The organism is Pseudoalteromonas sp. ND6B (genome assembly GCF_000764215.1).
Classification (GTDB): Bacteria; Pseudomonadota; Gammaproteobacteria; order Enterobacterales; family Alteromonadaceae; genus Pseudoalteromonas; species Pseudoalteromonas tetraodonis.
Genome location: NZ_JQFL01000067.1, coordinates 47505 through 72702 on the forward strand (window position 1 = coordinate 47505; position 25198 = coordinate 72702).

The following is a 25198-nucleotide window of genomic DNA, read 5'->3' on the forward strand; positions in this document are numbered from 1 at the left end:
TATGTTTAAAGATTTTATAACGGGTCTAGAATTAGACCAACAAGGCGCACTTAATTTATTAAAATTAGCGCAAGATATTAAAGAAAGCCCTGCAAAGTATAGCCAAGTGTTAGCTGGTAAGTCAGTGGTTACTTTGTTCGAAAAGCAAAGTTTACGTACGCGCTTATCGTTTGATATTGGTATAAACCGCTTAGGAGGTCATGCGGTTTATCTTGATCAACAAAACGGCGCGATGGGGGCACGTGAATCAATAAAAGATTTCGCCTTGAATATTTCTACTTGGGCCGATGGTATCGTTGCCCGGGTTAATCAGCACAGTACGTTAACGACCTTAGGTGAGTATTCGTCTGTTCCAGTGGTTAATAGTTTGTGTGATTTATATCACCCATGCCAAGCCTTAGCTGATTTTTTAACGCTTCAAGAAGTGCACGGTGATGTTAGTCAGCTAAAGCTAGCTTATTTAGGTGAAGGCAATAACGTAACGCATTCACTGATGCTACTTGCAGCAACTTTAGGTACTGATTTTGTTGCTGTAACGCCAAAAGGCAGTTCGCCCGATTCGCAAATTCTTAAAAAAGCGGAGCAAATTGCCGCAATGAATGGGGCTTCTGTGATGGTAAGTGATAGAGTTGAGGCTGCGGTAGGTGCTAACGCAGTTTACGCTGATACCTGGGTTTCTATGGGAGACACCACCCCCCTTGAGCAAGTGAAAGAAAAATATATGCCTTATCAATTAAATCAGGCATTACTTAAAAAAACCGGGGCAACCACGGTATTACATTGCCAACCGGCACACCGTGAGTTTGAAATTACCTCTGAGGTAATGGATGGCCCCGCATCAAAAATTATTCAACAAGCAGAAAATCGTATGCATGCGCAAAATGCTCTGCTTGTTACATTATTAAATCCAAATTTTGTTAAGGAACACCTATGAGTTCAATTAAAAAAGTCGTTTTAGCCTATTCAGGTGGTCTTGATACATCGGCTATCGTGCCATGGTTAAAAGAAAACTATGGCTGTGAAGTTATTGCATTTGTGGCCGATGTTGGCCAAGGCGCAGAAGAACTTGAAGGCGTAGAAGCGAAAGCCATTGCATCGGGGGCATCTGAATGTTACGTGGTTGATTTGAAAGATGAAATGCTAAGTGATTACATTTACCCAACACTTAAAACAGGCTCTATATACGAAGGAACCTACTTGCTAGGTACTTCTATGGCACGTCCAATCATCGCCAAAGCCCAAGTTGAAATTGCCCGTAAAGTGGGTGCAGATGCACTTTCTCATGGCTGTACGGGTAAAGGTAACGACCAAGTACGTTTTGAGTCATGTTTTGCAGCACTGGCTCCTGATTTAAAAGTGATTGCGCCATGGCGTGAGTGGGATTTATCAAGTCGTGAATCATTACTTGATTACCTAGCCGAGCGTGATATTCCGTGTTCTGCATCAGCAACTAAAATTTACAGTCGTGATGCTAACGCATGGCATATCTCCCACGAAGGCGGCGAGCTTGAAGACCCTTGGTGTGAGCCAAGTGAGCAAGTATGGACATGGACTAATTCACCAGAGCAAGCGCCCGATAAAGCTGAGCATGTCACTTTATCAGTTGTAGAAGGTGAAGTGGTTGCTGTAAACGGCGAACAATTAAAACCTTACGACTGTTTAGTTAAACTAAACGACATTGCAGCTCCGCATGGTATTGGTCGTGTTGATATTGTAGAAAACCGTTTAGTGGGCATGAAATCACGCGGTTGTTACGAAACACCAGGCGGTACAGTGATCATGGCTGCGCTTCAAGCAATTGATGAGCTCGTTCTTGATAAGTCAAGCCGTAAATGGAAAGAGGTACTCGGTGGTGAATTTTCGCATTTAGTCTACGACGGTCGTTGGTTTACGCCGCTTAAAGATTCTATTTTAGCCGGTGCAGAAGCGCTTTCTACGTTAGCGACAGGTGAAGTGGTACTTAAACTTTATAAAGGGCAAGTAACAGCGGTTCAGAAAAAATCACCTAACAGTTTATATAGCGAAGATTTTGCTACCTTTGGTGAAGACGATGTTTATGACCAATCGCACGCAGAAGGTTTTATTCGTTTATTCTCACTATCAAGCAGAATTTCAGCATTAGCTAAAAAGTAATTTTTTATGCCCCTTGGAATTAAGGGGCTATTATCGGGTTTGGAGAGATTTCATGGCATTATGGGGCGGGCGTTTTTCTACGGGTCCAGATGAAGCGTTTAAACAATTTAACGATTCACTTCCCTTTGATTATCAATTAGCAGAGCAAGATATTATTGGCTCTGTTGCATGGGCTGGCGCACTTGAACAAGTGAACGTGTTATCTAATGACGAACACCAAAAGCTGGTATCGGCATTATATGAATTACTTGAAGAGGTAAAAGCAGATCCACACGCTGTTGCCACCTCAGGTGCTGAGGATATTCACTCGCATGTTGAAGCCGCGCTAATTGAAAAAGTGGGTGATTTAGCTAAAAAATTACACACAGGCCGAAGCCGTAACGACCAAGTTGCTACCGACTTTAGATTATGGTGTCGCGATACTGCCGATCATATCTTAAAAGCGATTGCACAACTAAAAGCTGAATTTATTAGCTTGGCTGAACGTGAGCTTGGCACAATATTGCCAGGGTATACGCACTTACAGCGTGCACAGCCGGTGTTATTTAGTCACTGGTGTATGGCTTATGTAGAAATGTTAGAGCGTGATGAAAGCCGGTTGCAAGATGCCCAAGCACGAATGAACTATTGTCCACTCGGCAGTGGCGCTCTTGCGGGAACTGCCTATCCGGTTGACCGTCATGCACTTGCACAAGGGTTAGGGTTTACAGGCGCGACTAAAAACAGCCTTGATGGTGTATCTGATCGTGACTTTGTGGTTGAGCTATTAAGCTGTGCGTCTATTTCTATGATCCACTTATCGCGCATGTCTGAAGACTTGATTTTTTATAACTCAGGAGAAGCTGGGTTTATCGAACTGGCTGATAATGTTACATCGGGCTCATCTTTGATGCCGCAGAAAAAGAACCCTGATGCACTAGAGCTTATTCGTGGCAAAACAGGACGGGTGTTTGGTGCGTTTAGTGCAATGATGATGACTCTAAAAGCACTGCCGCTTGCCTACAATAAAGACATGCAAGAAGACAAAGAAGGCATTTTTGACGCTATGCCAACGTGGCTTGCTTGTATTCATATGGCGCAAGCGTGTATTAAGGGTGTAACAGTTAAAGCAGACAAAACTTTAGCAGCGGCAAAAGGTGGCCACGCGAATGCAACAGAACTTGCTGATTATTTGGTAGCCAAAGGTGTGCCGTTCAGAGAAGGGCATCATATTGTTGGGGTATTGGTGCAATTAGCCATTAGTGAAGGTAAAACGTTAGAGGAGCTTTCACTTGAGCAGTATAAATCAGTAAACCCAGTGTTTGAAGATGATGTGTATCCGGTACTTGAAATTGATGCCTGTATTAAAGCACGTCAAGCACTTGGCGGAACCTCATTAGAACAAGTAAGTAAAGCGGTGAAAGACGCGAAAAAAAAACAGCAAATAACAGTTCGTGATGCAAACCTAGATGACGTGGAAGCAATCGCTAAACTCGTGCAACACTGGGCAACAGTCGGCGAAAACTTACCGCGCGCTAAAAGTGACATGGTGCACTCAATTAATGAGTTTGCTGTAACCGAGATAAACGGTCAGGTATCAGGTTGTGCTTCATTATACATTTACGACACTGGATTAGCTGAAATACGCTCATTAGGTATTGACCCTAAAAGCGCAGTAACAGGCCAAGGGCGAGAGCTAGTAGAACATTTATTAGTAAAAGCCAAAAAATTGGCACTCAATCGTGTCATCGTTCTGACTCGTGTACCTGACTTTTTCGAAAATCAGCGGTTTAGTTTCTGTAATAAAGATAGCCTACCTGAAAAAGTCATGAAAGATTGTGAGTTATGTTTACGTAAAGAAAACTGTGATGAAGTCGCAATGGAATATATGTTAAAGCCAAGTAATAGCATGGAGATCCCTTGTAAAAACGTGGCTTGAGCAATCCCTAGGATAAAAAACGCACGGTGACCCCGATGCGTTTTTTTTGGGGGTAAAATAAAATAATTTTTAAATTAACATACTATTAATTTAAAGTTGGCATATCGTTTGCTTTTATTATTCTGTAGCGTGTTGTTGAGTCAATTAACCAACCTAGGCAATACGTTACCGCAGTTATTTAGTAACTGCTCCAGGTGGTGTGATTTAAATTTACGCCAATAATAAAAATTTAATACTCAAAAGGATTAATCACATGCAAATTTCAGCTAATAGCCAAGTACAAATGCAAGCATACAATAAAACGCAACAATTAAAGCCTGCAATGGAACAAACTGCTAGCCCTAAAACCCTACAATCTGATACAGTAAGTATCTCTCAAGAGGCGATGGCTGCGGCGAGCACTGATTTACAACGTGGTGGTATTATTTTGCCTACAAGACCTAAATAAATAATTAAAGGTTATGGATGTTTTTAACTGAATTTTTTGGTTTTTTTTCGCTGTCAGCCCTAGTAATGTGGGGATTCCTGATGGCGTTCTTCTTTAATGTGTTTGTATTTAGTATTGGTGTAAAAAGAAATACAACACTGCTAGCAAGTTCTTTTATTTTATTCATATCTTACTCATCTTCAGACTACTTTTTAACATGGCTGTCGATATATGAAATTACTTATCTGGATTGGGCTTTATATGATTTAGTTACCCTTATAGCGCTTGCCATTACTTATAAATTAATAAAAAAAACTACACCATCATTTTTATATCTGATATTTGGTCTTACGATAAACATGAACTTGTTATTTTTTATGTATGTAGATGTTTTTATGAAAAATAATAATACACCTTGGTTTTTCTGGGATGTTTATACTTTTGGTGTTACCTGCATAGATTTTATTATGATTGTAGCGCTAATAGTTGATAGAGACTTTTTAGGTATACACATTCTTAAGAATAAACTATTCGGGCAACCTGATACTAATTCCGAAAACAACTTTTCATAAACATGTATATAGGCTATACCCTTGGTGAATATGTAAGCGCATTCATTCAATGGGGCTTTTTGATGGCTTTCCTTTATTGTTTTGTAAAAAGTATCAATACCCCACATAAATCTTCTCTATATTTAGCTGCAATAATGCTGTGCTCATATGTATTAAGTGATTATCTATACATAGTAGAACATGTATATCTTAATTGGATAGTTTACGATTTTTTTACCATTGCTTTTATTGTTTTTGCGATTAAAAGAGCTATAATTCTTTCCGCTTTACCTGCATATCTCATCATTATAGGTTTAACTATAAATAGTCTTTTAGTTGGTTTTATTTATTATGATTTATACATTCTAGGGAATACTCAAGAGTGGTGGTTTTGGAGTTTTTACTCTATTTCTATAAACTTAATTGATATATTAATGATAGCCTCTTTGGTAATAAACTTAGATTATGTAAATATCAATCAAGGTGCAAAAGCATTAAAACCTATGGTTAAAAATGGTGTCTCAAATGGATGATTTTTTGCTCAGTCCATATGTATCTCTTTATATAGGCGCATTTGTTCAATGGGGTTTTTTAATGGCTTTTTTATACTCATTAGTAACGAGTATAAATAAACCCAAAAAAGAGGCTTTATGGCTGTCGCTAATAATGTCAGTTTCATACTCTTCAAGCTTGTTTATTGATATTCAAAATATTTCTTACATGCAACTATTACTATTTGATCTAATGACTATTTTGGCTATTTTGGTTGTAAGTAACTTCTTAACTAAAAATGTTATATCTACTTATCTATTATTAGGGTTAAGCATAAACTCACTGTTATTTTTTGGTATGCACTTAGATGTGTCAGTTTTTAATAACACTACACCATGGTGGTTCTGGTCATTATATTCGATGAGTATTAACTTAATGGACTTTATAATGATAGCTATTTTCTTTATCAATAAAGATTTTTTGGGCTTAGTGAGGCTTAAGAGCGTTCTGTTTCCATCAAGAGCGAAGCTACCTAGCGTAATGTAACGATACGCTAGGTGTTGTGTTTAATGCTTGGTTTTCCCGAGCCTTGATTGCAGGGCTTTCATAACTATGGTGTCAACAAACTCACTCACATCCCCGTTATGGCGTGCTACTTCTTTTACTAGCGTTGATGATATAAAGGTATTACGCTCGGCAGGCGTTAAAAATACGCTTTCTAAATCAGGGTTTAAACGGCGGTTCATATTCGCGAGCTGAAACTCGTAATCAAAATCAGAAACCGCTCTTATGCCTCTGATCAGTACATTAGCATTATGGTCACGGGCTAAATCGGCGAGTAGCCCTGAAAAGCCAATGACTTTTACATTATCTAAATGGCTTAAAATCTCATTTGCTAAATCAACGCGTTCTTCTAAAGTAAAACACGGTTTTTTACTTGGGTTATGAGCAATAGCCACAATAACGGTATCGAACATTTTAGCCGCACGCTGAATTAAATCAGTGTGGCCGTTGGTAAGAGGGTCAAATGTGCCTGGGTAGATTGCGGTCACTTTCATAATATTTACTGTGTTATTATTTTTAGCCGTAGTGTAGCAGTGTTTAGTGTGCAAAGCAGCCCTGTGAGTAAATTGTATATAACTGCAGCTGCGCAGTGTTACAAATGCAATGATTTGTTTATACTAGGCGGATTATTTTAATGCAGCATCGTATTTTCGAAAATTGAGTAATGAGTATATGAATACCAAGGATAAAATAATTCAAACCAGTATTTCATTGTTTAATGAACATGGTGAAAGAGCAATATCTACTAATCATATCGCATCGAGTTTAGGTATGAGTCCGGGTAATCTGTACTACCACTTTAAAAATAAAGAAGACATTATTCGCCATATATTTGCACTTTATCGTGACCATTTAAGTACTCATTTTAAGCCGGTCGATCAGGGCGACGATGCTTTTGAACACTTAGGTCCTTATTTAGATTCGCTATTTGAATTGATGTGGCGCTATCATTTTTTTTACGACAACCTTGGCGATATTCTCGCTCGCGATAGTCATTTAAAACAGGGTTACATTGATTTTCAGCAAGAGTTACTTGAGCAGGTGCGTAACATCATTTTGGCTTTACGCGACAGTGAAATTATTGCCATTGATGAACAAGATGCTATCGAACTTGCTCATACGTTAAAATTAACGGTCAGCTTTTGGACACCCTATATGAAAGCAAGAAGGCTTAGTGGTGTGCTGGTTGAGCAAGATATTTACCCTGGTATTGTAAAAGTACTGACTTTATTTAAAGCCTACAGCACCGAAAAAAGCGCAAATAAAATTAATCAGTTAAGAGACAAGTACGCACTTTTAGCAAATGCTGCTCCCCAGAGTCCTTAAGCCCGTTAAGTTGGTTAGTTCCTAGGCGCTAAATTTTTTGCTATAATCCGCCGCGCCCAATACCTGGGTGCGCGAATTCACGCAGTCTAAGAGTTAAACTATGCTTAAATTTATCGTCAAACTTCACCCTGAAATAGCCATTAAAAGCCGTTCAGTCCGTAAACGCTTTACTAAAGTGTTAGAAAATAACATTAAAATTGTATTGCGTCGTGTTGACGAAAAAGTACAGGTACGTAATAACTGGGATAACATTTCAGTTGTAACAAAACTGGACGATGCTCAAACTCGCCTTGATTTTATCGACAGCTTACAACGTATACCTGGCATCGTGCAATTTATTGAAGTGACTGAAACAGACTTTAAAACGATTGATGACATTTATCAAAAAACTATTGAGCTAGTTGGTCACACTATTATTGGTAAAACCTTTTGTGTCCGTGCTAAGCGCATAGGTCAACATGATTTTACTTCAACTGAGCTAGAGCGTTACGTTGGTGGCGGGCTTAATCAACATGTTGAAGGGGCTCGAGTAAAGCTAAGTCGCCCAGAAGTAACGATTCGTTTAGAAATTAAAGACGAAAAAGCCTACATAGTAACGCAAACGCATTTAGGAATGGCGGGCTTTCCACTGCCAACACAAGACGATGTATTATCGCTTATGTCTGGTGGGTTTGATTCTGGCGTTGCCAGTTATCAAATGATCCGTAAAGGTGCTCGCACGCACTTTTTATTCTTTAATTTAGGTGGCGCTGCTCATGAAATTGGGGTTAAACAAGCGAGTTACTATCTATGGAAACAATACAGCTCTACTCACAAAGTTAAGTTTATTACTGTTGATTTTGAGCCAGTGGTTGCTGAAATCTTAGAAAACGTTGAGAACAGCCAAATGGGCGTTGTCCTTAAACGTATGATGATGCGAGCGGGTAGTGCCGTTGCTGAAAAACTAAATATTCAAGCATTGGTCACGGGTGAAAGTATAGGTCAGGTGTCTAGTCAAACCTTAGCTAACTTAAGTGTGATTGACCGCGTAACCGAAACGCTCATTTTACGCCCACTTATCCAACATGATAAGCAAGAAATCATCAATATAGCGCGCCAAATAGGCACTGCAGAAATGGCAGAGACGATGCCTGAATACTGCGGTGTGATCTCTAAAAAGCCGACAGTTAAAGCCAAAATTGAAGTGATTAAAGCAGAAGAAGAAAAGTTTGACTTTGATGTGTTAGATACCGTCATTGATAACGCCCGTGTTATGGATGTGCGCGATATTGATGTTGAGGCTAAGCAAGAGCTTAAAGAGGCAGAATCAGTTACAGAGTTACCTGAAGGAGCGGTTGTTGTTGATATTCGCTCGCCTGAAGAAGAAGATGCGGCACCGCTGGAAATTGAAGGTATTGAAGTTATCCACTTACCGTTTTTCCGCTTAGCAACAAAGTTTGGCGATTTACCTAAAGGTAAAGATTATTACTTATATTGCCAAAAAGGAGTAATGAGCCAATTACAAGCGCTTATTCTTCACGAAGAAGGCTTTAACACCGTAAAAGTATATCGTCCTTGATGGCATAAGATATTGGGTCTGTTGACCTTTGCGGATTATAATTTGTTCAAACTAGGGGCGGTTTAATCGCGGCGCGAGGTTTGTAACCTAGTGGGCTAAGTAAAAATCGAGCAACAAAGAGTAAATCGCCCCTAGGCAGAACCCTTCGGGCAGCGCCTGTTTGGCATTGATGCTGCGTTATCGCCTATTTATGGGGAATAACCACACCACATAGGCTCTGCCTTACCTAAATACCAAACAGACTGCTGCAAATTTAACCTTGAAAGGTCAACAGACCCTAAATGCGCGGATTTATTCCGCGCTTTTTTTTGCCAAAATTTTAGCAAGTAAGGCGTCATTATAAGGTGTTGCAATATGGTGCAGTTTTCCTTGCTCACTTATATAGCCACAAATCGCCATGATCTCTGTTTGCCTATTATGCAAAACGTCTTGATGCATCGAAGAGTAATTTTCGGCAGTTAAACTCATTACTTTGTAAGCCCGCTCTAGGGCATCTATAAGCTTAATATTGAGTTTTAGCGCGGTTGCAATGTGGCATGCCTCAGCTAATAAATTAATAATTGCACTACTGTATTGCGGTGCACGTAACTGACCATTTTTTATATTGTACAGAGCGGTTAATGGATTTATTGCAATATTAACCAGTAGCTTTTCAAACCGTAGTTGTTCAATATTGTTACTGATAATTAACTGCGGAATAGTGTGTAATTGCGCACTAAGCTGTTGAATATTTTGCATAGCTAGTTGATTACAGCCCCCTAATACACTTTGCCCGTTTCCGGTATGTTGCACAATATTGGGGTTTGACTTAAATCCAGCCATGCTGGTGGTTAAAAAGTACAACGACTGCTGCTTTGTTAGCTGTTCATTTAATTGTTCAACATTACCCATGCCATTGTGACTCAGTATAATATGGGTATTATTGCCTAGATAAGGTTTTACTTGAGCATAGGCTTGTTGCACTGCAAACGCTTTTACCGTGAATAAAACAATATCAAATTCAGGAGTTTGAGATAACTGCTCTTGTGAGATAAAAGTGGCGTTAATTTTTTCAGACGCAGCGTTACTGTGGCTGTAAAAGCGAGTATTAACTGTGCCTTTTCGAGTAAGTATATATATAGCGTGATGCTTGGCCAAAAAATGGCTAAATAACAAGCCAATAGCGCCATCACCTACAACAAGTATGTTAGCCATAATGGTTCTTTTTACGCAGTGTTAACAGGGCTTTAGCTAAAAAGTAGCTCGCTGCACCAATAAAATCGGCAACAAAATCGGCCAGTGATGCTTGTCTGTAAGGAAGGCTATCTTGCATAATTTCTATTGCTGCACCGTAACCAGCGAGTAATAGTATTTGTGCATATAATGGGAGTTTAAACGCTTTATCCATAATAATGGCAAGTAAAAAGAAGATACCAAAATGCGCCACTTTATCAACATGCGGAAATAAGTTTGCCGCGCCCTTTACCTCTTTAGCAAATAAGAAGGTAAACGCAACAATACTAATTAAAAAAATTGCTTGGTAAACACGCCTTGTCACGAAAATTCCTAAAATCGTATAAAAAAGAGGTCTCAGTATATCAAACTAATTTAGTATCGCACCTGAACAAAATGCAGAAAAATGTAAAGATTTATCATTTTAACGTTATAATTGCGGCATAAAATTAAGATTAGATAGTTAGGAGAACGCTATGCCTTCATTTGATATTGTATCTGAAGTAGAAATGAACGAAGCAAAAAATGCGGTTGATAACGCCAACCGTGAACTAGAAACGCGATTTGATTTTAGAGGCGTTGATGCCTCAATAGAACTAAATGATAAAACAATTAAATTAAAAGCTGAAGCCGATGCTCAGGTAATGCAGTTATTTGATATTTTAGCGAGTAAAATCTCTAAGCGTGGGATGGATGTTGCAAGCTTAGAGCTACAAGATATTTCTCGTGCGGGCAAAAATGTTTTTCGTAACGTTGCACTTAAACAGGGTATCGAAAAAGACATGGCTAAAAAAGTAGTAAAAGCCATCAAAGACTCTAAAGTAAAAGTGCAAGCGGCTATTCAAGGCGAAGAAGTACGCGTAACGGGTAAAAAGCGTGATGACTTACAAGCTGCTATGCAAGTTGTACGCACTGCCGATTTAGGTCAGCCATTTCAGTTTAAAAACTTCCGCGATTAATTTATTGTTTCGAGCTAGGCACTACAGGCGCTTAGTTCAAAGCAACATGTATTTAGCCAAACACATAATATTGTTTGGCTTTTTTATTTTTAAATCTATGATAATTACCGAACCTCAAACCCCGAACCTCGAACCTTTTGGGCTTGTAGGTGTTTAGACGTCCGTTGACTTTTTTCAGCAAACAGATAACAATAGCAGCCTATTTTCAAGGTGCTTGCTAAACACTTCAATGGTGTGATTTTTTTGGTAGGATAATCGGGAAGTTGGTGCGTTTTCATTGATGAAGTCAATCCCAACACTGCCCCCGCAACGGTAAAGTTATGCTGTATTAAATTATGGTAACTGAGTCCGGAGACCGGCCTTGATTTAATCTTACTTACTAACATCTTTGCGGTGGGCAAAGATAGGGGACATGATGTTAAATAAAACTGCATTGGGTGTGGCCATTTCGGCTGCACTCTCTATTTCTGTATCTGCTGCAGAACAAACCATTGAAAAAATAACCGTTACTGCGAATAAATTTGAACAACCTATAAATGATGTATTAGCAAGTGTTGCAGTTATCGAGCGCGCTGATATTGAAAAAGCGAATTACCGAGATTTACCAGCAATATTAAATACCATAGCTGGGATAGATATTGTTCGTAATGGTGGGTTAGGTCAAAAGGCAGATATATTTATTCGCGGTGCCAGCGCTAAATATACCTTAGTATTGGTTGATGGCGTAAGAGTGAGCGATGCAAGTTCAGGTAGTGTATCGCTGACGAATATTCCAGTTAACAGTATCGAGCGTGTTGAGCTTTTTAAAGGGGCAAGAGCTGCTATTTATGGCTCTGATGCGGTAGCCGGAGTAATTAATATTATCACCCGTAAAGCCTCAAATAACTCGCTTTCGGCTACTTTAGGCAGCCATAGCTACAGTAATTATCAGCTTGCTGGTGGGCTTGTAAAAGAGGCGTTTAGCTTTAATTATAATTTAGGCTACGAAGAGACGGATGGTTTTGATGTTACTGGCAAAGATCCAGCGGCTGAGTACACAAAAGATCATGATGATGATGGCTACAAAAATAAAAACATTGGCTTTAATTTAGCTTATGAGCTTGCTGAACTAGGCCAATTGAGCCTGCAATCTCAGTATAGTGAAGGCGAAGCACAATATGATAATGCATGGGGTAACGACGCCTACGACTTTGAAAATTACACCGCTAAGCTAGGCTGGAACAAAGCCTCTGATGTATATAGCCAAAGTACTTCGGTGAGCGTTTCGCAAGAAGAAAATACCCAAACAGGTACCGATGTGCAGCAAGTGTATAGCACAGAGCGTGTTGAGTTTGAATATCGAGGGCTTTATACCCTTACTGAAGAACTTGAACTATCGGGTGGCTTTAATTATTTATCTGAGGATTTATCAAACTCGTCAGCAACGTCATCAGAAGAAAAACGCGATAATAAGGCGTTGTTTATAGGCGCGTTTTATAGCCATAACAAATGGTTAGCAAATGCGGTTGTTAGAACCGATGATTATGACTTCCATGGCCGTGCAAACACTTACAGTACAGGACTTGGTTACAAAGCAAATAACTATGTAACACTACGTTTAAATCACGGTACTGCATTTAGAGCTCCTTCGTTAATTAATGCGTTTGTGACTAACAGCCCGTACTATTTACCAAACAATAATATTAAACCTGAAGAAGCCTTAAATAATGAGCTTGGTATAACTTTAGAAACCCAATGGGGCCGTTATGATATTGCTATTTTCGATAACCGTATCAATAATTTGATTAGTAATAATTATGATGCAGACTCAGGTAAATATATTGCCACTAACATAGATAAAGTATCTATGCAGGGATTTGAGCTGTCGGCAGAGTTTTCAGCGCTAGGCTTTGAACACTCGGTTAATTTTAGCTTTTTAGACGCTACAGATGAAAAAACGAATACCGATTTACCACGTAGACCTTCTGAATCGTTTAATTATCAACTCGCTAAAACATGGGGTGATTTTGATGCCAGCTTGGATATGCAATATCGCTCATCGCGTCCTTCGATTGCGTATTATGACTCGGAGCTCGCTGCTTATACGGTATTTAATATAGCAGCCAATTACCAGTTGCTAGATAATTTGTCGTTAGCTGCTCGAATAGAGAATATTACTGATGAAGAATATTTTACTGCTGCGACGGGCTTTGCTGCCAGTGGTAAGCTATTAGGTTATAACAGCGCGGGAAGAACTTTCTTTGTAGGGGCAAATTATCAGTTTTAGTCACTTATCCTAGTTGCCAAGGAACAAATAGCCCAGCTTATTGCTGGGCTATTTATTAAAAGCACTTTATTTCGATAAAAACTCGCTAAATTCGGTTTCAAACTTATGTAATTTGGGTGCAATTAAAATACTGCAATAGCCCTGCTCAGGATTTTCATTGTAATAGTCCTGATGGTAGTGCTCTGCGGGGTAAAAAGTGGTTGCTGGGCTCACCTCAGTCACTATAGGTTCGCTAACATGACTTTGCAGCTCTGCAATAACTGCCTGTGTTTGTACTTGTTGTTGCTCATTATGATAATACACAACGCTGCGGTATTGAGTGCCTATATCGTTACCTTGGCGATTTAGTTGTGTGGCATCGTGTAGGGTAAAAAACATCGCGAGTAAGGTTTCAAAGCTGATAACACTGGCATCAAATTCAACCTTAATTACCTCTGCATGGCCACTGTTGCCAGTGCAAATAGTTTTGTATGTTGGGTTATCAGTATGTCCACCAGTATAACCAGAGCAAACACTGAGTACACCTTTTACACGCCTAAATGCTGCATCAATACACCAAAAACAGCCGCCGCCGAGTGTTGCTACTTGTGTGGTCGAACTCATAAGTACTTCCTCAATTGTTAGGAATATGTGCACTGAATAAAGCGCCGTAACAGCTAGTTACGACGCTCTAAGTGACTTAGATCTCTTTAAGCGGTTTTTCAGCGGCTTGCTTATCAAGTTTTTGTTGTAAAAACTCAGGTGATTGTGTGTTTCGCGCTAGTGCGTAATAAGCGGCTGGCACCACAAACAGAGTTAGTATGGTTGCCACCGTTACGCCAGTAAATACCACCACACCAATTACCATTCTACTTTCCGAGCCTGGACCGGAAGCCAACACCAAAGGTACGGCACTCATAACCGTTGTTAGGGAAGTCATAATAATAGGGCGCAAACGCTGTGTAGCCGCTTGTAAAATAGCCTCACTAAATTCTACGCCTTTATCACGTAACTGGTTGGTAAATTCAACGATCAGTATACCGTTTTTAGCACTTAACCCAATGAGCATAACAATGCCTATTTGGCTGTATATATTAAGCGTTAACCCCATACTCCACAGCCCAAACATGGCACCCATTAAACCAAGTGGCACAGTTAACATAATAACAAATGGATGCATAAAACTTTCAAACTGAGCTGCCAGTACTAAAAAGGTCACGGTTAATGCCAGCACAAACACATAGGTCATGGCTGAGGCACCTTCATAAAACAATTGCGACTCACCTTTATAGTCAATGGCACCATCAATGTCGTTTTCCTCTGTGGCAACCTTGTTTAAAAAGTTTAGTGCTTGTTCTAGCGTGTAACCATCAGCGAGGTTGGCACTTAAAGTAATTGCACGCATTCGGTTATAGCGGTTTAAACGCGAGGCGGTGGCTTCTTCTTTTAAGCTAATAAGGCTATCAAGAGGAACAAGTTCTCCGCTACGTGATTTTAGGTAAATATTTGAAATATCAGTCGGGTTGGCAAAGTCTTGTTTTGTGCCCTTTAAAATTACATCGTATTCTTCACCGCGGTCAATAAAGGTGGTTACACGGCGTTGGCCAAGCATGGTTTCAAGTGTACGACCCACATCAGAGACTGATACGCCTAAATCAGCGGCTTTATTTTTATCAATACTGACTAAAAACTGAGGGAAGGTTTCTTTATAATCATGATCAATACGCACTAATCCAGGGTTTTTCTCAGCGCGTTTAATAATTCTATCTCGCCAATCGGCAAGTTGAGCATAATCATTACCTTGCAAAACAAATTCAATAGGGCGAGATGAACCACCTCCGCCAATACCACGGCGCATAATAGCAAATGCACGAACGTCGGTGACCTCTTGCATTTTGCCGCTTATTTCATCCATGACTTCCCATGTTGAGCGTTTGCGCTTATCCCAATCAGCCATGCCAACAATAGCCACGCCGCCACTGCCACCCCAACCTGGGACTCGAACAAGCACTCGACTTAGTTCGCCAGATTCAGAATAAGGCATTAAGCGTTCTTCAATTTTTGCCATATTAGCTGCGTTATTTTCATAACTTGCCCCTTCAGGGCCATTCATAAGCACAAAGAAGGTGCCACGATCTTCTTTTGGCGTGAGCTCTGAGGGTATTTGTAAAAATAATGAATAACTAACAAACCCAGCCAAAACTAAGCTCAGCATTAAGCCCCATTTACGGGTCATGTTTGACGCTAAAGCGTTACGGTATCCATTTTCTAATTTAGTAAAAAAACGGTCCATAACTTGGCTAAACTTACTTTCTTTTTCAGAGGCCTTTAACACTTTTGAACACAGCGCCGGAGAGAGTGTCAACGCAGTGATACTAGAGAAAAACACGGCAGCACTTACTGCCATAGCAAACTCTGTAAATAGTGCGCCAATTCGTCCTTCCATAAACACTAATGGTACAAACACGGATATAAGCACTAAGGTGGTGGCTATAATTGCAAAGCCCACCTCACGTGCGCCGCGATAAGCTGCCAATAAAGGCGGTTCACCAAGTTCAATACGGCGGTGAATATTCTCTAGCATTACAATGGCATCATCAACCACTAAGCCTATTGCTAACACCAGTGCTAGTAGAGTTAATAAGTTAATTGAATAACCCATTGCTAATAAAAACATGAAACTACTGACTAGGGCGACCGGTACTGTGACCGCGGGAATAAGAGTGGCGCGAATGTTACCTAAAAATATAAAGATAATAAGCACGACTAACCCCATAGAAATTGCTAAAGTTTTATAAACCTCATTAATTGACTCTTTAATAAATACCGAAGAATCATAACTGTCTTCTATGGTGGTGCCTTCAGGTAAATTACGTTTTATTTTTTCCAGTTCACTGCGGGCGTTATCAACCACAGTTAGGGTATTGGCTTTGGCTTGTTTAACAATACCCATACCAATCATATTACGGCCATTACCTCGGAATAAACTTTCATCATCGGCGGCTTCTAGTTTTACGTCAGCCACTTCGCCTAGACGCACTAAATAACCATCTTCACCTCGTTTAATAACTAGGTTTTGAAAATCACGTTGGTTTTTATAGCTGCGGGCAGTGCGAACGGTAAAATCACGATCAACTGATTCAATTTCACCGGCCGGAAGTTCTACATTTTCACTACGCAGTGTTTGCTCAATATCACTGGAGGTAATACCACGGGCGGCCATCGCTTGGCGGTTAAGCCATACTTTCATGGCATACTTTCGCTCCCCCCCAATGCGCACATTCGATACGCCATCAACAACGGCTAATCGATCTACAATAAAACGCTGTGCATAATCAGAAAGTTGCAATGAATCCATGGTTTCGCTGTTAAGTACAAACCACGCGATAGGGCTTTCGTCACTATTTGATTTTGATACTTCAGGAGGACGCACTTGTTCGGGTAGGCTATCAAGTGCACGCGCTACACGTTCACGCACATCGTTGGAGGCATCGTCTATGTCACGGCTAATATTAAACTCAATGGTAATGTTTGAGCGGCCATTACGACTCGATGAGTTAATACTTTTAATACCTTCAATGCCCGAAATACGATTTTCAATAACTTGCGTTATTTTTGTTTCAATAATTTCGGCAGATGCACCGGTATATTCAGTACTAATATTTACAATCGGTGTTTCAATATCTGGATACTCTCGCAAAGGCAACATGCTAAAAGCAACTAAGCCAAATGTGAGTAACAGTAAGTTAATAACAATCGCAAAAACGGGGCGTTTGACGCTAGTATCGATAATTTTCACGTGTTACCCCTTAACGCTTACTTTACTACCTGAGCGAATTTTAATTATTCCCTCGGTAACAATTTGCTCGCCATTACTTAACCCTTTGTCTATCGCAACCCAGCCATTATTTCTACTTGCAACATGTACTTCTTTACGGTTTGCTATGCCATCTTCAATTTGAAAAACGTAATGCTTATCTTGCAGAGGAATAATGGCCTTTTCAGGCACCATCAGCGCTTGGTTACTGCTTAGCTCTAGTGCAGTTTTAAGCAACATACCTGGGCGAAGTAAACCTGATTTATTAGCAAAACTGGCTGTTACCTCTACACTGCGAGTGATTGAGTCGATACGTGAGCTTATATGGGTTACTTTACCGCTGAAGGTTTGATCAGGGTAAGCATCGTTTTGAGTGCGAACAATCATGCCGTTTTTCAATTGAGCTAAATACTTTTCAGGCACTTTAAAATCAACTTTTATAATACTAATGTCATCGAGGGTTGTGATCACAGTACTATTATTAATATACGCACCCACCGATATTTCGCGTTTCCCCAGTAACCCAGAAAAAGGCGCGGTGATGGCCATTTCATTGAGTTTGGTTTTAGCACTTTCAAGTTGTGCTTCGCTGGCATCAACGCGAGCGAGTTGTTCTTCAAGCAATGACTTGGCCGTCGCTTGCGAGCGAGAAAGCTCGGTCAGTCTGGCTAATTGACGTTTTTCTTCTTGTAAATTAATGCTAAGTTCTTTTACTGCAAATTGTTCTTGTTGGTTTTGCAGTTGTACTAATTTTTGTCCTTTGCTGACCAAGTCGCCATCTTCAAAGTAAATGCTAGTGACATAATCGTTTTGGGCGCTTTTAATGTAGATAGCCTGATTAGCACGAGCACTGCCAATGGCTTCAATCATAATTGCGTTTTCTTGCGAGCTTACCGTGTGGGCAGAGACTTGCGTTGTCATTGCCGAGTAATTGGCTTGCTCGCCCTGTGATGCGGGAAAATACAAATAAACGCTAAAAATTATTAGTAACGAAATAATAAATGGAAATAAGGCTTTACCTGATTGTTTAGAGTGCATTGTTTTCATACCTGAAAATAGATTATAAGTATTGTACGAAATCAGGACAAAAAAAGGCGGTTATGTATCTCATTAATTTGTGCGTTAAGCGTAAAAATAACTGATACTTAGTCATTGCGCATATTTAACAGTAATAATGGGAGTTAATTGATGAGCTTTAAAACATCATGCAAACGCTGTTTAACGCTGAGAAAGTTAGTATTGTGGGCTATTATTATGTTTATATTTTATATGGCGTTTTTTCAGTATGGCTAATATAAATAAACAAATACTAAATTACCGAGCGCAAGGCGCTAAAAATGGAATTGAAATATTAATGGTAGGCAGCATTGGCTTGATTATTATCATGCTGTTTAATTTATTACGCCCAGGCGAAATAAGTATTATCGAAATTTTTTTAGTAAGTTTATGTATTGCTGCAATTTTAATTGGCTTTTTTAAAACACAAGAACCTTTTTATAGTATTATTTTAACTGAGCAGCAATTAATATATCAGCATAAGTATGGACAATGGCATTTACACCCAGAGAATTTGCACCATTGTGGTATACCTAAGGTTGATAATGGCATTGATTACCTTGAGCTTAATGCGATTGGTATTAAGTTAAATGATATAGATTCATTCTTGTCTGCTTTAGCTCCAAGAATTGCGGGTAAATTGTTGATAGAGCAGCGACATTTCTTTATGCAAGTTGTTCAAAAAAATTGCAAAAATGGGCATTGCCCATCAGAATGGTTAGTTGAAGATAATAAATATAGGTCAAAAAAAGGAATTGACTATAATGGGCTCATAGCGATGTTTGCTAATAGGGCTAAACATCTTCAGCTTTTAACAGGGTATGACTTACTGTTACCAGCGAGTGTAATAGAAAGTGATATTTGGGAATTTAGCGCAAATTTAAATAAATGGAAGCGCGATCCCTCTCAGTTTATAAAGTCGCAGTGTGAATAATAATATAAGCACTCACTGCGGGATTAGGAATAACTATGAGCCAAGACAGATCTTTCATTAAAAGTGGTCGAAACACCATAATACATAAAGACAGAAAACTAGATTTAGTGATTGTTAATGGTGAGACTCACCCTAAAATTAAAGTAACAGGTAATGGTCTTGAGCCATTTAAAGAAGAATTGCCAAAAAACCGCCGAGATGCAAAAGAGCGTTACCTCGACGTTGTTTATATTACTAGTGCTGATGTATTTAGCGAAGAAAAACAATTGTTGTTTATTCAATCCTTAGATGGCCGCGAATATAAAGTAGATTACAGTAAAGTTGGCACTAAATTATTTGTTCGTATTCATCAAGATAGCTATTTATAATTTATAATGGCATTTTTTTTGCTTAATAGTTTTATTAGATAATTTTAAGACAAAAAGGTGCTGAGTATGAGAGCAATTTCGTTAATACCACTTATGTCATGCTTGCTTTTGGCTGCATGCGGAGGGGGAGGCGGTGCTGATAACAGTGATATAAAAACATCAGTATTTGCAGGTAACGATCTTCAAGTTGTAGAAAAATCAGAGTTTACTATTTCTGCAAAAGGCTCTCCTGCAGATGGTACATTTACTTGGCAGCGTGTAAGTGGCCCTATTATAGATGTGTTTCCGCTTGAAGGGGCTGAACAAACCATTACTGCACCAGATGTAAAGTCTGACAGTGAACTGGTATTAAGAGTTAGCTATCAAACGTCAGATGGCAGTTTAGTGAATGACGACTTGAGTGTTTTCATTGCCTCTAATAATCAGCTTCCTCTTGCTGTTGTTACTCAAGTTGCTCCTGCAAACTTGCCCTCAGTTTATAAGGATACTGTAACCCTTAGTGGTTTAACTTCCACAGACCCCGATGAAAATGGCGAAATTAGCAGTTATTTGTGGCAATTATTGTCAGGGCCGGATTTAACAATTGATAGCTATACCAATCCAACGCTTAGTTTTCCTCATCCATTATTAGAAAATAACACCAACTTAAAATGGCAGCTCACCGTAACAGATGATGAGGGCGGAGTATCTGCATCACAATTTGATATGACCCTTAATAAAACAGCCCAGGTGATTATTGCCGATGCAGGCGCTAATCAAACAGTAGAAGAGTTTGATAAGGTTATTTTAGATGCCACTGCAAGCGAAGCGGCAACTCAATCTTATCAATGTAAGTGGCAACAACTTACCGGTAATGCAGAAACCCTGATTGAATCACAGTCATGTACTGCCAGCTTTTTTGCCTCTGATATTGATTTAAATGCAACGCTTAGCTTTGAAGTACAAGTTATGGACTTAAAAGGGCGCACCGACACAGATACCGTATTTATTGATGTAACACCCAAAGCGCTAGGGTTAATAAATGATACAGGAGTAGGAGAGTGTTATAACAATACTCAGCGAATTAATTGTAATAATGATGAATTTCCAGCTCAAGATGCTGATCTTGGGCGCGATAGTTTTGCCAATCGTTTAGGTAAAGTGGGTAAAGGGAATCTGGCTTTTGATTACACCAAACTTAATGAGTTTGCCGATGAGCTTCTCGATGATGCGCAAAACTTTAGCTGTATTCGTGATAATACTACCGGCCTTGTTTGGGAAGTAAAAAGCCCTTATTCCGGGGTGTTACCAAATACCACTTTACGTGATGGGCAAAACCGTTACATTTGGCAAGGGACTGTCAATAGCGGCGATGTAGCGGGTAGTGATAATACCACGTGCCCGAGCAATACTGATTGCGGATTACAAACCTATATTGATGAAGTTAATGCGCTTGATTTTTGTGGTGGTAGTAACTGGCGTTTACCCACTTATACTGAACTTTTAGGTTTAATTGATTATGGTAAGCAAGGGCAAAACGTATTGATAGATACTGCATTTTTTCCTAATACACCATCGACTAACACCGAAGGGCATTTACGCTATTGGACTTCGCAAACGGCTGTTGATGGTGCTAGTTTATCACAGGCTTACATTATCGATATGATGGATGGCAATGATTTAGCCTATCCAAAAGATAATGCCGCTTATGTGCGCTTAGTTAGAAATCGTTAAGGTGATTATTATGAAATTAATTAAAGTCTCTATGTTATTAGCCTTAGGATTAAGTCAGTCACTTGCAGCGCAGCAGTGTTATCAGGAAGTCGCGACTAGCGATGATACCGACCGATTTGTGATTAATATTGATGGCACTGTGTCAGATACTAAAACAGGGCTAATGTGGCAGCGCTGTAATTATGGTCAAGTTTATAATAGCGAAACAACTAGCTGCGATGGTGATACTCAACCATTAAACTGGCAGGCCTCACTTAAAGGCGCACTGAATGACACCACGGCAAATTATAACGACTGGCAAGTGCCGAGTATTAAAGAGTTAGCTAGTATAGTAGATCACCGTTGTACCGATCCAAGTATTAATGCGGGTATTTTTTTAGCAACGCAGTCGCAAAATTATTGGTCTAATACCTCGGGTATTAGCAATATAAATTCGGCATGGGTTTATCAATTTTCCAGTGGTTTAAATAGCTTACATGCTAAAACAAGTAACGTATATTTACGCCTAGTACGCTATGAGAAGTAGTTAATTAATATATTAGCGAATCTAAAAATGCTCTTTTATTTACGGTTAGCCTTTTTATTTACACTATTTTAATAATAAAGCCTGGTTGTAGTTGTCACCCAGGCTATTTTTTTGCCATTATAGACCGTGAATTAACGACCAAGGACTATAAAGGTGTATTTAAGCTATTTTGGTTTACAAGAAAAGCCATTCTCAATTTCGCCTAATCCCCACTACTTATTTTTAAGTGAACGCCATAAAGAAGCATTAGCGCACCTTACCTATGGACTAGGTGAAGACGGTGGCTTTGTGCTGTTAACAGGTGAAGTGGGTACAGGTAAAACCACCATAACACGTAGTATGTTAGAGCGACTGCCTGAAAATACCCAAGTAGCCATGATCCATAACCCTGCGTTATCAGAACTTGAACTGTTAGCCAGTATTTGCGATGAATTACAAATAACTTACGACGCCAAAAATGCCACGCTGAAGAGTCTAACGGATGTGATTAAAAAGCACCTTGAGTTTAATAATAAAGCGGGGGGGCATACTATTTTAATTATTGATGAAGCACAGTTGCTTGCCCCCGATGTGCTTGAACAACTTCGCTTATTAACCAATATCGAAACGGACCATAAAAAGTTATTACAAATAGTATTAGTTGGGCAGCCTGAGTTACAGCTACTTTTAAAGCGTAATGAGTTAAGGCAACTAGCACAGCGTATTACAGCCAGGTATCACTTGTTAGCGCTAACACCAGGGCAAACCATTGCTTATATTCAACACCGGTTGCATATAGCAGGTTGTGACAAGAAAATATTTTCAATGGAAGCGATGCAAATGGTGCATCAGCTCACAGGCGGTGTGCCACGATTAATGAATCTGGTGTGTGAACGCGCATTAGTAGGGGCATTTTCCAAACAGCAAGAAATTGTTGGCAGTGATATTGTTAAGCAAGCGGCGAGTGAATCTTTACCTATCGATTTTATTGCCACAAATAATAAGGTGAGTAAAACAGGTTCGATTTGGCCTTATAGTGCTGCTGCGTTAATGCTTTTTTGTGCAGGAATTGGCCTGTCATTTATTCTTTAGTTAGGTGATTCATGTCTTATTTATTAGATGCGTTAAAGCAGTCAAAGCACGATACCATGAGCGCAGAGCAATATGACTTGCAAGCGCAACAATTAAAACAACAACACCAGTTGATGACCTATCGTCGAATTAGTTTTTTACTCGCAGGAAGTTTATTGGCAACGGGTATATTGACCAGTGGCTTTTTTGTCGGGAAGTGGCTGCAACAAGAAAATGTAGCCGTAAAAAATAAGGTTTTCCAAAATGACCTTAGTCAAAAAGACTCAGCAGTGGTAGAAAAACCAACAAGCCCAGAGGAAGTACAAAAAACGGTTGTTCAAGCAGTAACAACCCCTCAAGCGCCCCTTGTTACAACTGCGCCTAACAATTCTGTGCCACTGGCAGGGCAGTTGGTTTATGTACAAACCCCAACGGGTGTGCAGCAAATGTTGCTTACGCCACAAGGGCAATATTTACCTATGAGCGTTAATCAAGCGTCTCAAGGGCAAACGCAAAATTTCTCGGCGCAGAATAACGTTTCATCTAGTTTTCAATCACCGAGCAGCCAACCGAAAAGCGTACCAACTCAGCCAACGAAAAGAACACTCAGTGCCGATGAGTTGAGTAAATACAAAGTGTTAGGTAAACCACTTAATCAAAATGTGCCTGCTCAGCCAGAATCAACCGCTGAACTAGATACGGTTCCCGACACGCTTAAAAATGCGTTTGCGCAAGCCGTTAATGACACAGAAACAACAGCCGACTACGAAGTAACTCAAGGCTCTCGTCATTCATCACGGGTACAACCCGTTGAACTACTGCCGGATGGCCTACAAAGTATGTTGCCAAGCATTAAATATCAGGCACATATTTATTCGTCGACAGCAGATAAGCGCTGGATAAAGCTCAATGGCAGAGAGCTATATGAGGGGGAGTCTATTGGTGCGTTGAAGGTGTTAGAAATAGCACCGGATCAGAGCGTACTTGATTTTGATGGCTATGAGTTTAGCTTAAAAGCCCTGCAAGATTGGCCACAGTAGTGGCCAATTAACTAAAGATAGAGTGCTTATAAAAGCCCTCTAAATCTATATTATATTCTTTGGGTTTCACTGCTGATTCAAGCGTGTCTTGCGTTCTTTTGCTTGATAAGTCAATATCTTGAACTTCAGTGTAACGCCCATGTTTGGCATTAAAAAACGTTTTTACGACTGGTTTTAATGGTGTTGCAGGATTACTTTGGGTCACCAACCCCACTTTTTGGCTGGAAAGTTTTACCAGCGTGCCCACTGGGTGAATACCAATGCATTGAATAAACTTATTAAGTAGCACGCCATCAAAGCTATCAGGGCAACCTTGTTTTAATATTTTAAACGCCTTAATTGGCTCCATACCCGCTTTATAAACGCGTTCAGCGGTTAATGCATCATATACATCAACAATAGAGGCCATACGAACATATTGGCTTATTTCATCGCCTTTCTTACCAAAGGGGTAGCCTTTACCATCTAAGCGCTCATGGTGCATACCTGCGATATCAACAGCAATCCCCGTTAATCCTGCGTCTTCTAGTATTTCTTTGCTAAAGCGCGCATGGTTTTGCATCACTTTAAATTCTTCGTCACTGTAGCGACCTGGTTTGTTGAGAATCGCGTCAGGTATTTTTATTTTTCCCATATCATGCAATAGGGCACCTGTTGCAAGTTCTTCAATGATTGGTTTTTCAATATTGAGATGTTTTGCAAAAATACTCATTAAAATAGACACATTTATCGAGTGCTCTAATAAATAGGCATCTTTTTGGCGCATTTGCGTAATGCACGCCAGCGCATCTTGATTTCTAAATACGGAGTCAATAAACCCGCTAGCCAGCTCCCTAAAAGGAGCAACATCAACAGTGCGGCCAGATTCTATATCGCCAAATGCTTTGGTTTGTAAGTTTTTTGCTTCATCATAAAGCTTTTTAGCTTTACTCATTTCTTGCTCAGCGCTGTGGGTTATTAACCATGGATCGCGCTTTTTGATTTCGTGCTTAGTCGCAGGCGTTGGTTGTGTTTCAGATTCTTCAGAGGTGAGCATTTTATCAGGATCGATTTCTACCTCTAAAATGCCAGATTTTATTAATTTATCAATTCCACTTTGAGTTTTAACCCAGCCTTGGTTTTTTATTCTAATATTGCCAGTTTGCTTAACAACCTTTTGTACAAACATACCAGGTTTTAGCTGTGTAGTCGGAATGGTTTTCAAAGTGAACTCTAATTAACAAATATGATTAGAGAAAGTAACAAATAAATTCACATTTAGAAATAAAAAAGGCATCAAATTGATGCCTTTTTAATTAAATGATGACTA

24 protein-coding genes and 1 riboswitch are annotated in these 25198 nt (G+C 39.7%); of the genes, 17 read left to right on the forward strand and 7 right to left on the reverse strand.

Annotated features, from left to right (window positions below; translation table 11 throughout):
• Position 1: 1 nt before the first annotated feature.
• The 7 genes from ND6B_RS04005 (at position 2) to ND6B_RS03975 (ending at position 6067) form a co-directional block, all read left to right on the forward strand.
• The gene (locus tag ND6B_RS04005; protein ID WP_016900252.1) at positions 2-934 is read left to right on the forward strand and encodes an ornithine carbamoyltransferase; all 933 of its coding nucleotides are present in this window, start codon (positions 2-4) and stop codon (positions 932-934) included.
• Positions 931-2133, forward strand: a complete 1203-nt coding sequence (locus ND6B_RS04000) for an argininosuccinate synthase (RefSeq protein ID WP_033104032.1) — start codon at positions 931-933, stop codon at positions 2131-2133. The genes ND6B_RS04005 and ND6B_RS04000 overlap by 4 nt, the downstream gene beginning before the upstream one ends.
• A 52-nt stretch (positions 2134-2185) precedes the next feature.
• Entirely contained in the window at positions 2186-4051 is a 1866-nt protein-coding gene (argH, locus tag ND6B_RS03995; RefSeq protein ID WP_033104033.1) for an argininosuccinate lyase, read from the forward strand.
• Positions 4052-4304: 253 nt separating this feature from the next.
• Positions 4305-4499 (forward strand): hypothetical protein, encoded by a 195-nt coding sequence (locus tag ND6B_RS03990; RefSeq protein WP_008466017.1) that lies wholly within the window; start codon positions 4305-4307, stop codon positions 4497-4499.
• 17 nt (positions 4500-4516) lie between these two features.
• Positions 4517-5050: a hypothetical protein gene (locus ND6B_RS03985; protein WP_033104034.1), complete on the forward strand. Its 534-nt coding sequence runs from the start codon at positions 4517-4519 to the stop codon at positions 5048-5050.
• Positions 5051-5112: 62 nt separating this feature from the next.
• Positions 5113-5562, forward strand: coding sequence for a hypothetical protein (locus ND6B_RS03980; RefSeq protein WP_235420568.1), 450 nt, complete (start codon positions 5113-5115; stop codon positions 5560-5562).
• Positions 5555-6067, forward strand: coding sequence for a hypothetical protein (locus tag ND6B_RS03975; RefSeq protein ID WP_033104036.1), 513 nt, complete (start codon positions 5555-5557; stop codon positions 6065-6067). Before ND6B_RS03980 ends, ND6B_RS03975 begins: the two co-directional genes overlap by 8 nt.
• Before the next feature lie 20 nt (positions 6068-6087).
• On the opposite strand, the gene coaD is transcribed toward ND6B_RS03975, so the two are convergent.
• The gene (gene coaD, locus ND6B_RS03970) at positions 6088-6579 is read right to left on the reverse strand and encodes a pantetheine-phosphate adenylyltransferase (protein ID WP_024601870.1); all 492 of its coding nucleotides are present in this window, start codon (positions 6577-6579) and stop codon (positions 6088-6090) included.
• A gap of 178 nt (positions 6580-6757) precedes the next feature.
• Between coaD and ND6B_RS03965 the strand changes: the two genes are divergently transcribed.
• Positions 6758-7411 carry a TetR/AcrR family transcriptional regulator gene (locus ND6B_RS03965; protein WP_033104037.1) on the forward strand — a complete coding sequence of 218 codons (654 nt, stop codon included), beginning with the start codon at positions 6758-6760 and terminating at the stop codon, positions 7409-7411.
• A gap of 100 nt (positions 7412-7511) precedes the next feature.
• Entirely contained in the window at positions 7512-8969 is a 1458-nt protein-coding gene (gene thiI, locus ND6B_RS03960; RefSeq protein ID WP_013464312.1) for a tRNA uracil 4-sulfurtransferase ThiI, read from the forward strand.
• Between the two features lie 291 nt (positions 8970-9260).
• Here the strand turns inward: thiI and ND6B_RS03955 are convergent, their stop codons facing one another.
• Together ND6B_RS03955 and ND6B_RS03950 are read right to left on the reverse strand one after the other, a co-directional pair.
• On the reverse strand, positions 9261-10163 hold the full coding sequence (locus tag ND6B_RS03955; protein WP_033104038.1) for a ketopantoate reductase family protein: 903 nt from the start codon (positions 10161-10163) through the stop codon (positions 9261-9263).
• Positions 10156-10506: a VanZ family protein gene (locus ND6B_RS03950; protein WP_033104039.1), complete on the reverse strand. Its 351-nt coding sequence runs from the start codon at positions 10504-10506 to the stop codon at positions 10156-10158. Before ND6B_RS03950 ends, ND6B_RS03955 begins: the two co-directional genes overlap by 8 nt.
• 151 nt (positions 10507-10657) lie before the next feature.
• On the opposite strand from ND6B_RS03950, the gene ND6B_RS03945 reads away from it, so the two are divergent.
• Together ND6B_RS03945 and ND6B_RS03940 are read left to right on the forward strand one after the other, a co-directional pair.
• Positions 10658-11140 (forward strand): YajQ family cyclic di-GMP-binding protein, encoded by a 483-nt coding sequence (locus ND6B_RS03945; protein ID WP_013464315.1) that lies wholly within the window; start codon positions 10658-10660, stop codon positions 11138-11140.
• A gap of 212 nt (positions 11141-11352) precedes the next feature.
• Positions 11353-11518: riboswitch (cobalamin riboswitch) on the forward strand.
• 37 nt (positions 11519-11555) lie between these two features.
• Positions 11556-13406: a TonB-dependent receptor domain-containing protein gene (locus ND6B_RS03940; RefSeq protein WP_033104040.1), complete on the forward strand. Its 1851-nt coding sequence runs from the start codon at positions 11556-11558 to the stop codon at positions 13404-13406.
• A gap of 66 nt (positions 13407-13472) precedes the next feature.
• Here the strand turns inward: ND6B_RS03940 and msrA are convergent, their stop codons facing one another.
• The 3 genes from msrA to ND6B_RS03925 all read right to left on the reverse strand — a co-directional run bounded on the left by msrA (position 13473) and on the right by ND6B_RS03925 (position 18240).
• A complete protein-coding gene (msrA, locus tag ND6B_RS03935) occupies positions 13473-14009 on the reverse strand; it encodes a peptide-methionine (S)-S-oxide reductase MsrA (protein ID WP_033104041.1) in 537 nt (178 codons plus the stop codon).
• 76 nt (positions 14010-14085) lie between these two features.
• Positions 14086-17184 carry an efflux RND transporter permease subunit gene (locus ND6B_RS03930; protein WP_033104042.1) on the reverse strand — a complete coding sequence of 1033 codons (3099 nt, stop codon included), beginning with the start codon at positions 17182-17184 and terminating at the stop codon, positions 14086-14088.
• A 3-nt stretch (positions 17185-17187) separates the two neighbouring features.
• Positions 17188-18240, reverse strand: coding sequence for an efflux RND transporter periplasmic adaptor subunit (locus tag ND6B_RS03925; protein ID WP_033104043.1), 1053 nt, complete (start codon positions 18238-18240; stop codon positions 17188-17190).
• A 247-nt stretch (positions 18241-18487) separates the two neighbouring features.
• Here ND6B_RS03925 and ND6B_RS03920 point away from each other — a divergent pair, with 247 nt between their 5' ends.
• From ND6B_RS03920 to ND6B_RS03895, 6 genes are all read left to right on the forward strand, one after another.
• A complete protein-coding gene (locus ND6B_RS03920; protein ID WP_033104044.1) occupies positions 18488-19192 on the forward strand; it encodes a DUF2982 domain-containing protein in 705 nt (234 codons plus the stop codon).
• A 35-nt stretch (positions 19193-19227) separates the two neighbouring features.
• The gene (locus ND6B_RS03915) at positions 19228-19560 is read left to right on the forward strand and encodes a hypothetical protein (protein ID WP_013464320.1); all 333 of its coding nucleotides are present in this window, start codon (positions 19228-19230) and stop codon (positions 19558-19560) included.
• 66 nt (positions 19561-19626) lie between these two features.
• Positions 19627-21273, forward strand: a complete 1647-nt coding sequence (locus tag ND6B_RS03910) for an Lcl C-terminal domain-containing protein (RefSeq protein WP_033104045.1) — start codon at positions 19627-19629, stop codon at positions 21271-21273.
• A 10-nt stretch (positions 21274-21283) separates the two neighbouring features.
• The gene (locus ND6B_RS03905) at positions 21284-21799 is read left to right on the forward strand and encodes an Lcl C-terminal domain-containing protein (protein ID WP_013464322.1); all 516 of its coding nucleotides are present in this window, start codon (positions 21284-21286) and stop codon (positions 21797-21799) included.
• A gap of 153 nt (positions 21800-21952) precedes the next feature.
• A complete protein-coding gene (locus ND6B_RS03900; RefSeq protein ID WP_016899355.1) occupies positions 21953-22870 on the forward strand; it encodes an ExeA family protein in 918 nt (305 codons plus the stop codon).
• Positions 22871-22881: 11 nt separating this feature from the next.
• On the forward strand, positions 22882-23889 hold the full coding sequence (locus ND6B_RS03895; protein WP_033104046.1) for a general secretion pathway protein GspB: 1008 nt from the start codon (positions 22882-22884) through the stop codon (positions 23887-23889).
• 7 nt (positions 23890-23896) lie between these two features.
• Here ND6B_RS03895 and ND6B_RS03890 read toward each other — a convergent pair whose 3' ends face one another.
• Complete coding sequence (locus ND6B_RS03890; protein WP_033104047.1) at positions 23897-25093, reverse strand: HD-GYP domain-containing protein; 1197 nt, start codon at positions 25091-25093, stop codon at positions 23897-23899.
• Positions 25094-25198 lie beyond the last annotated feature (105 nt).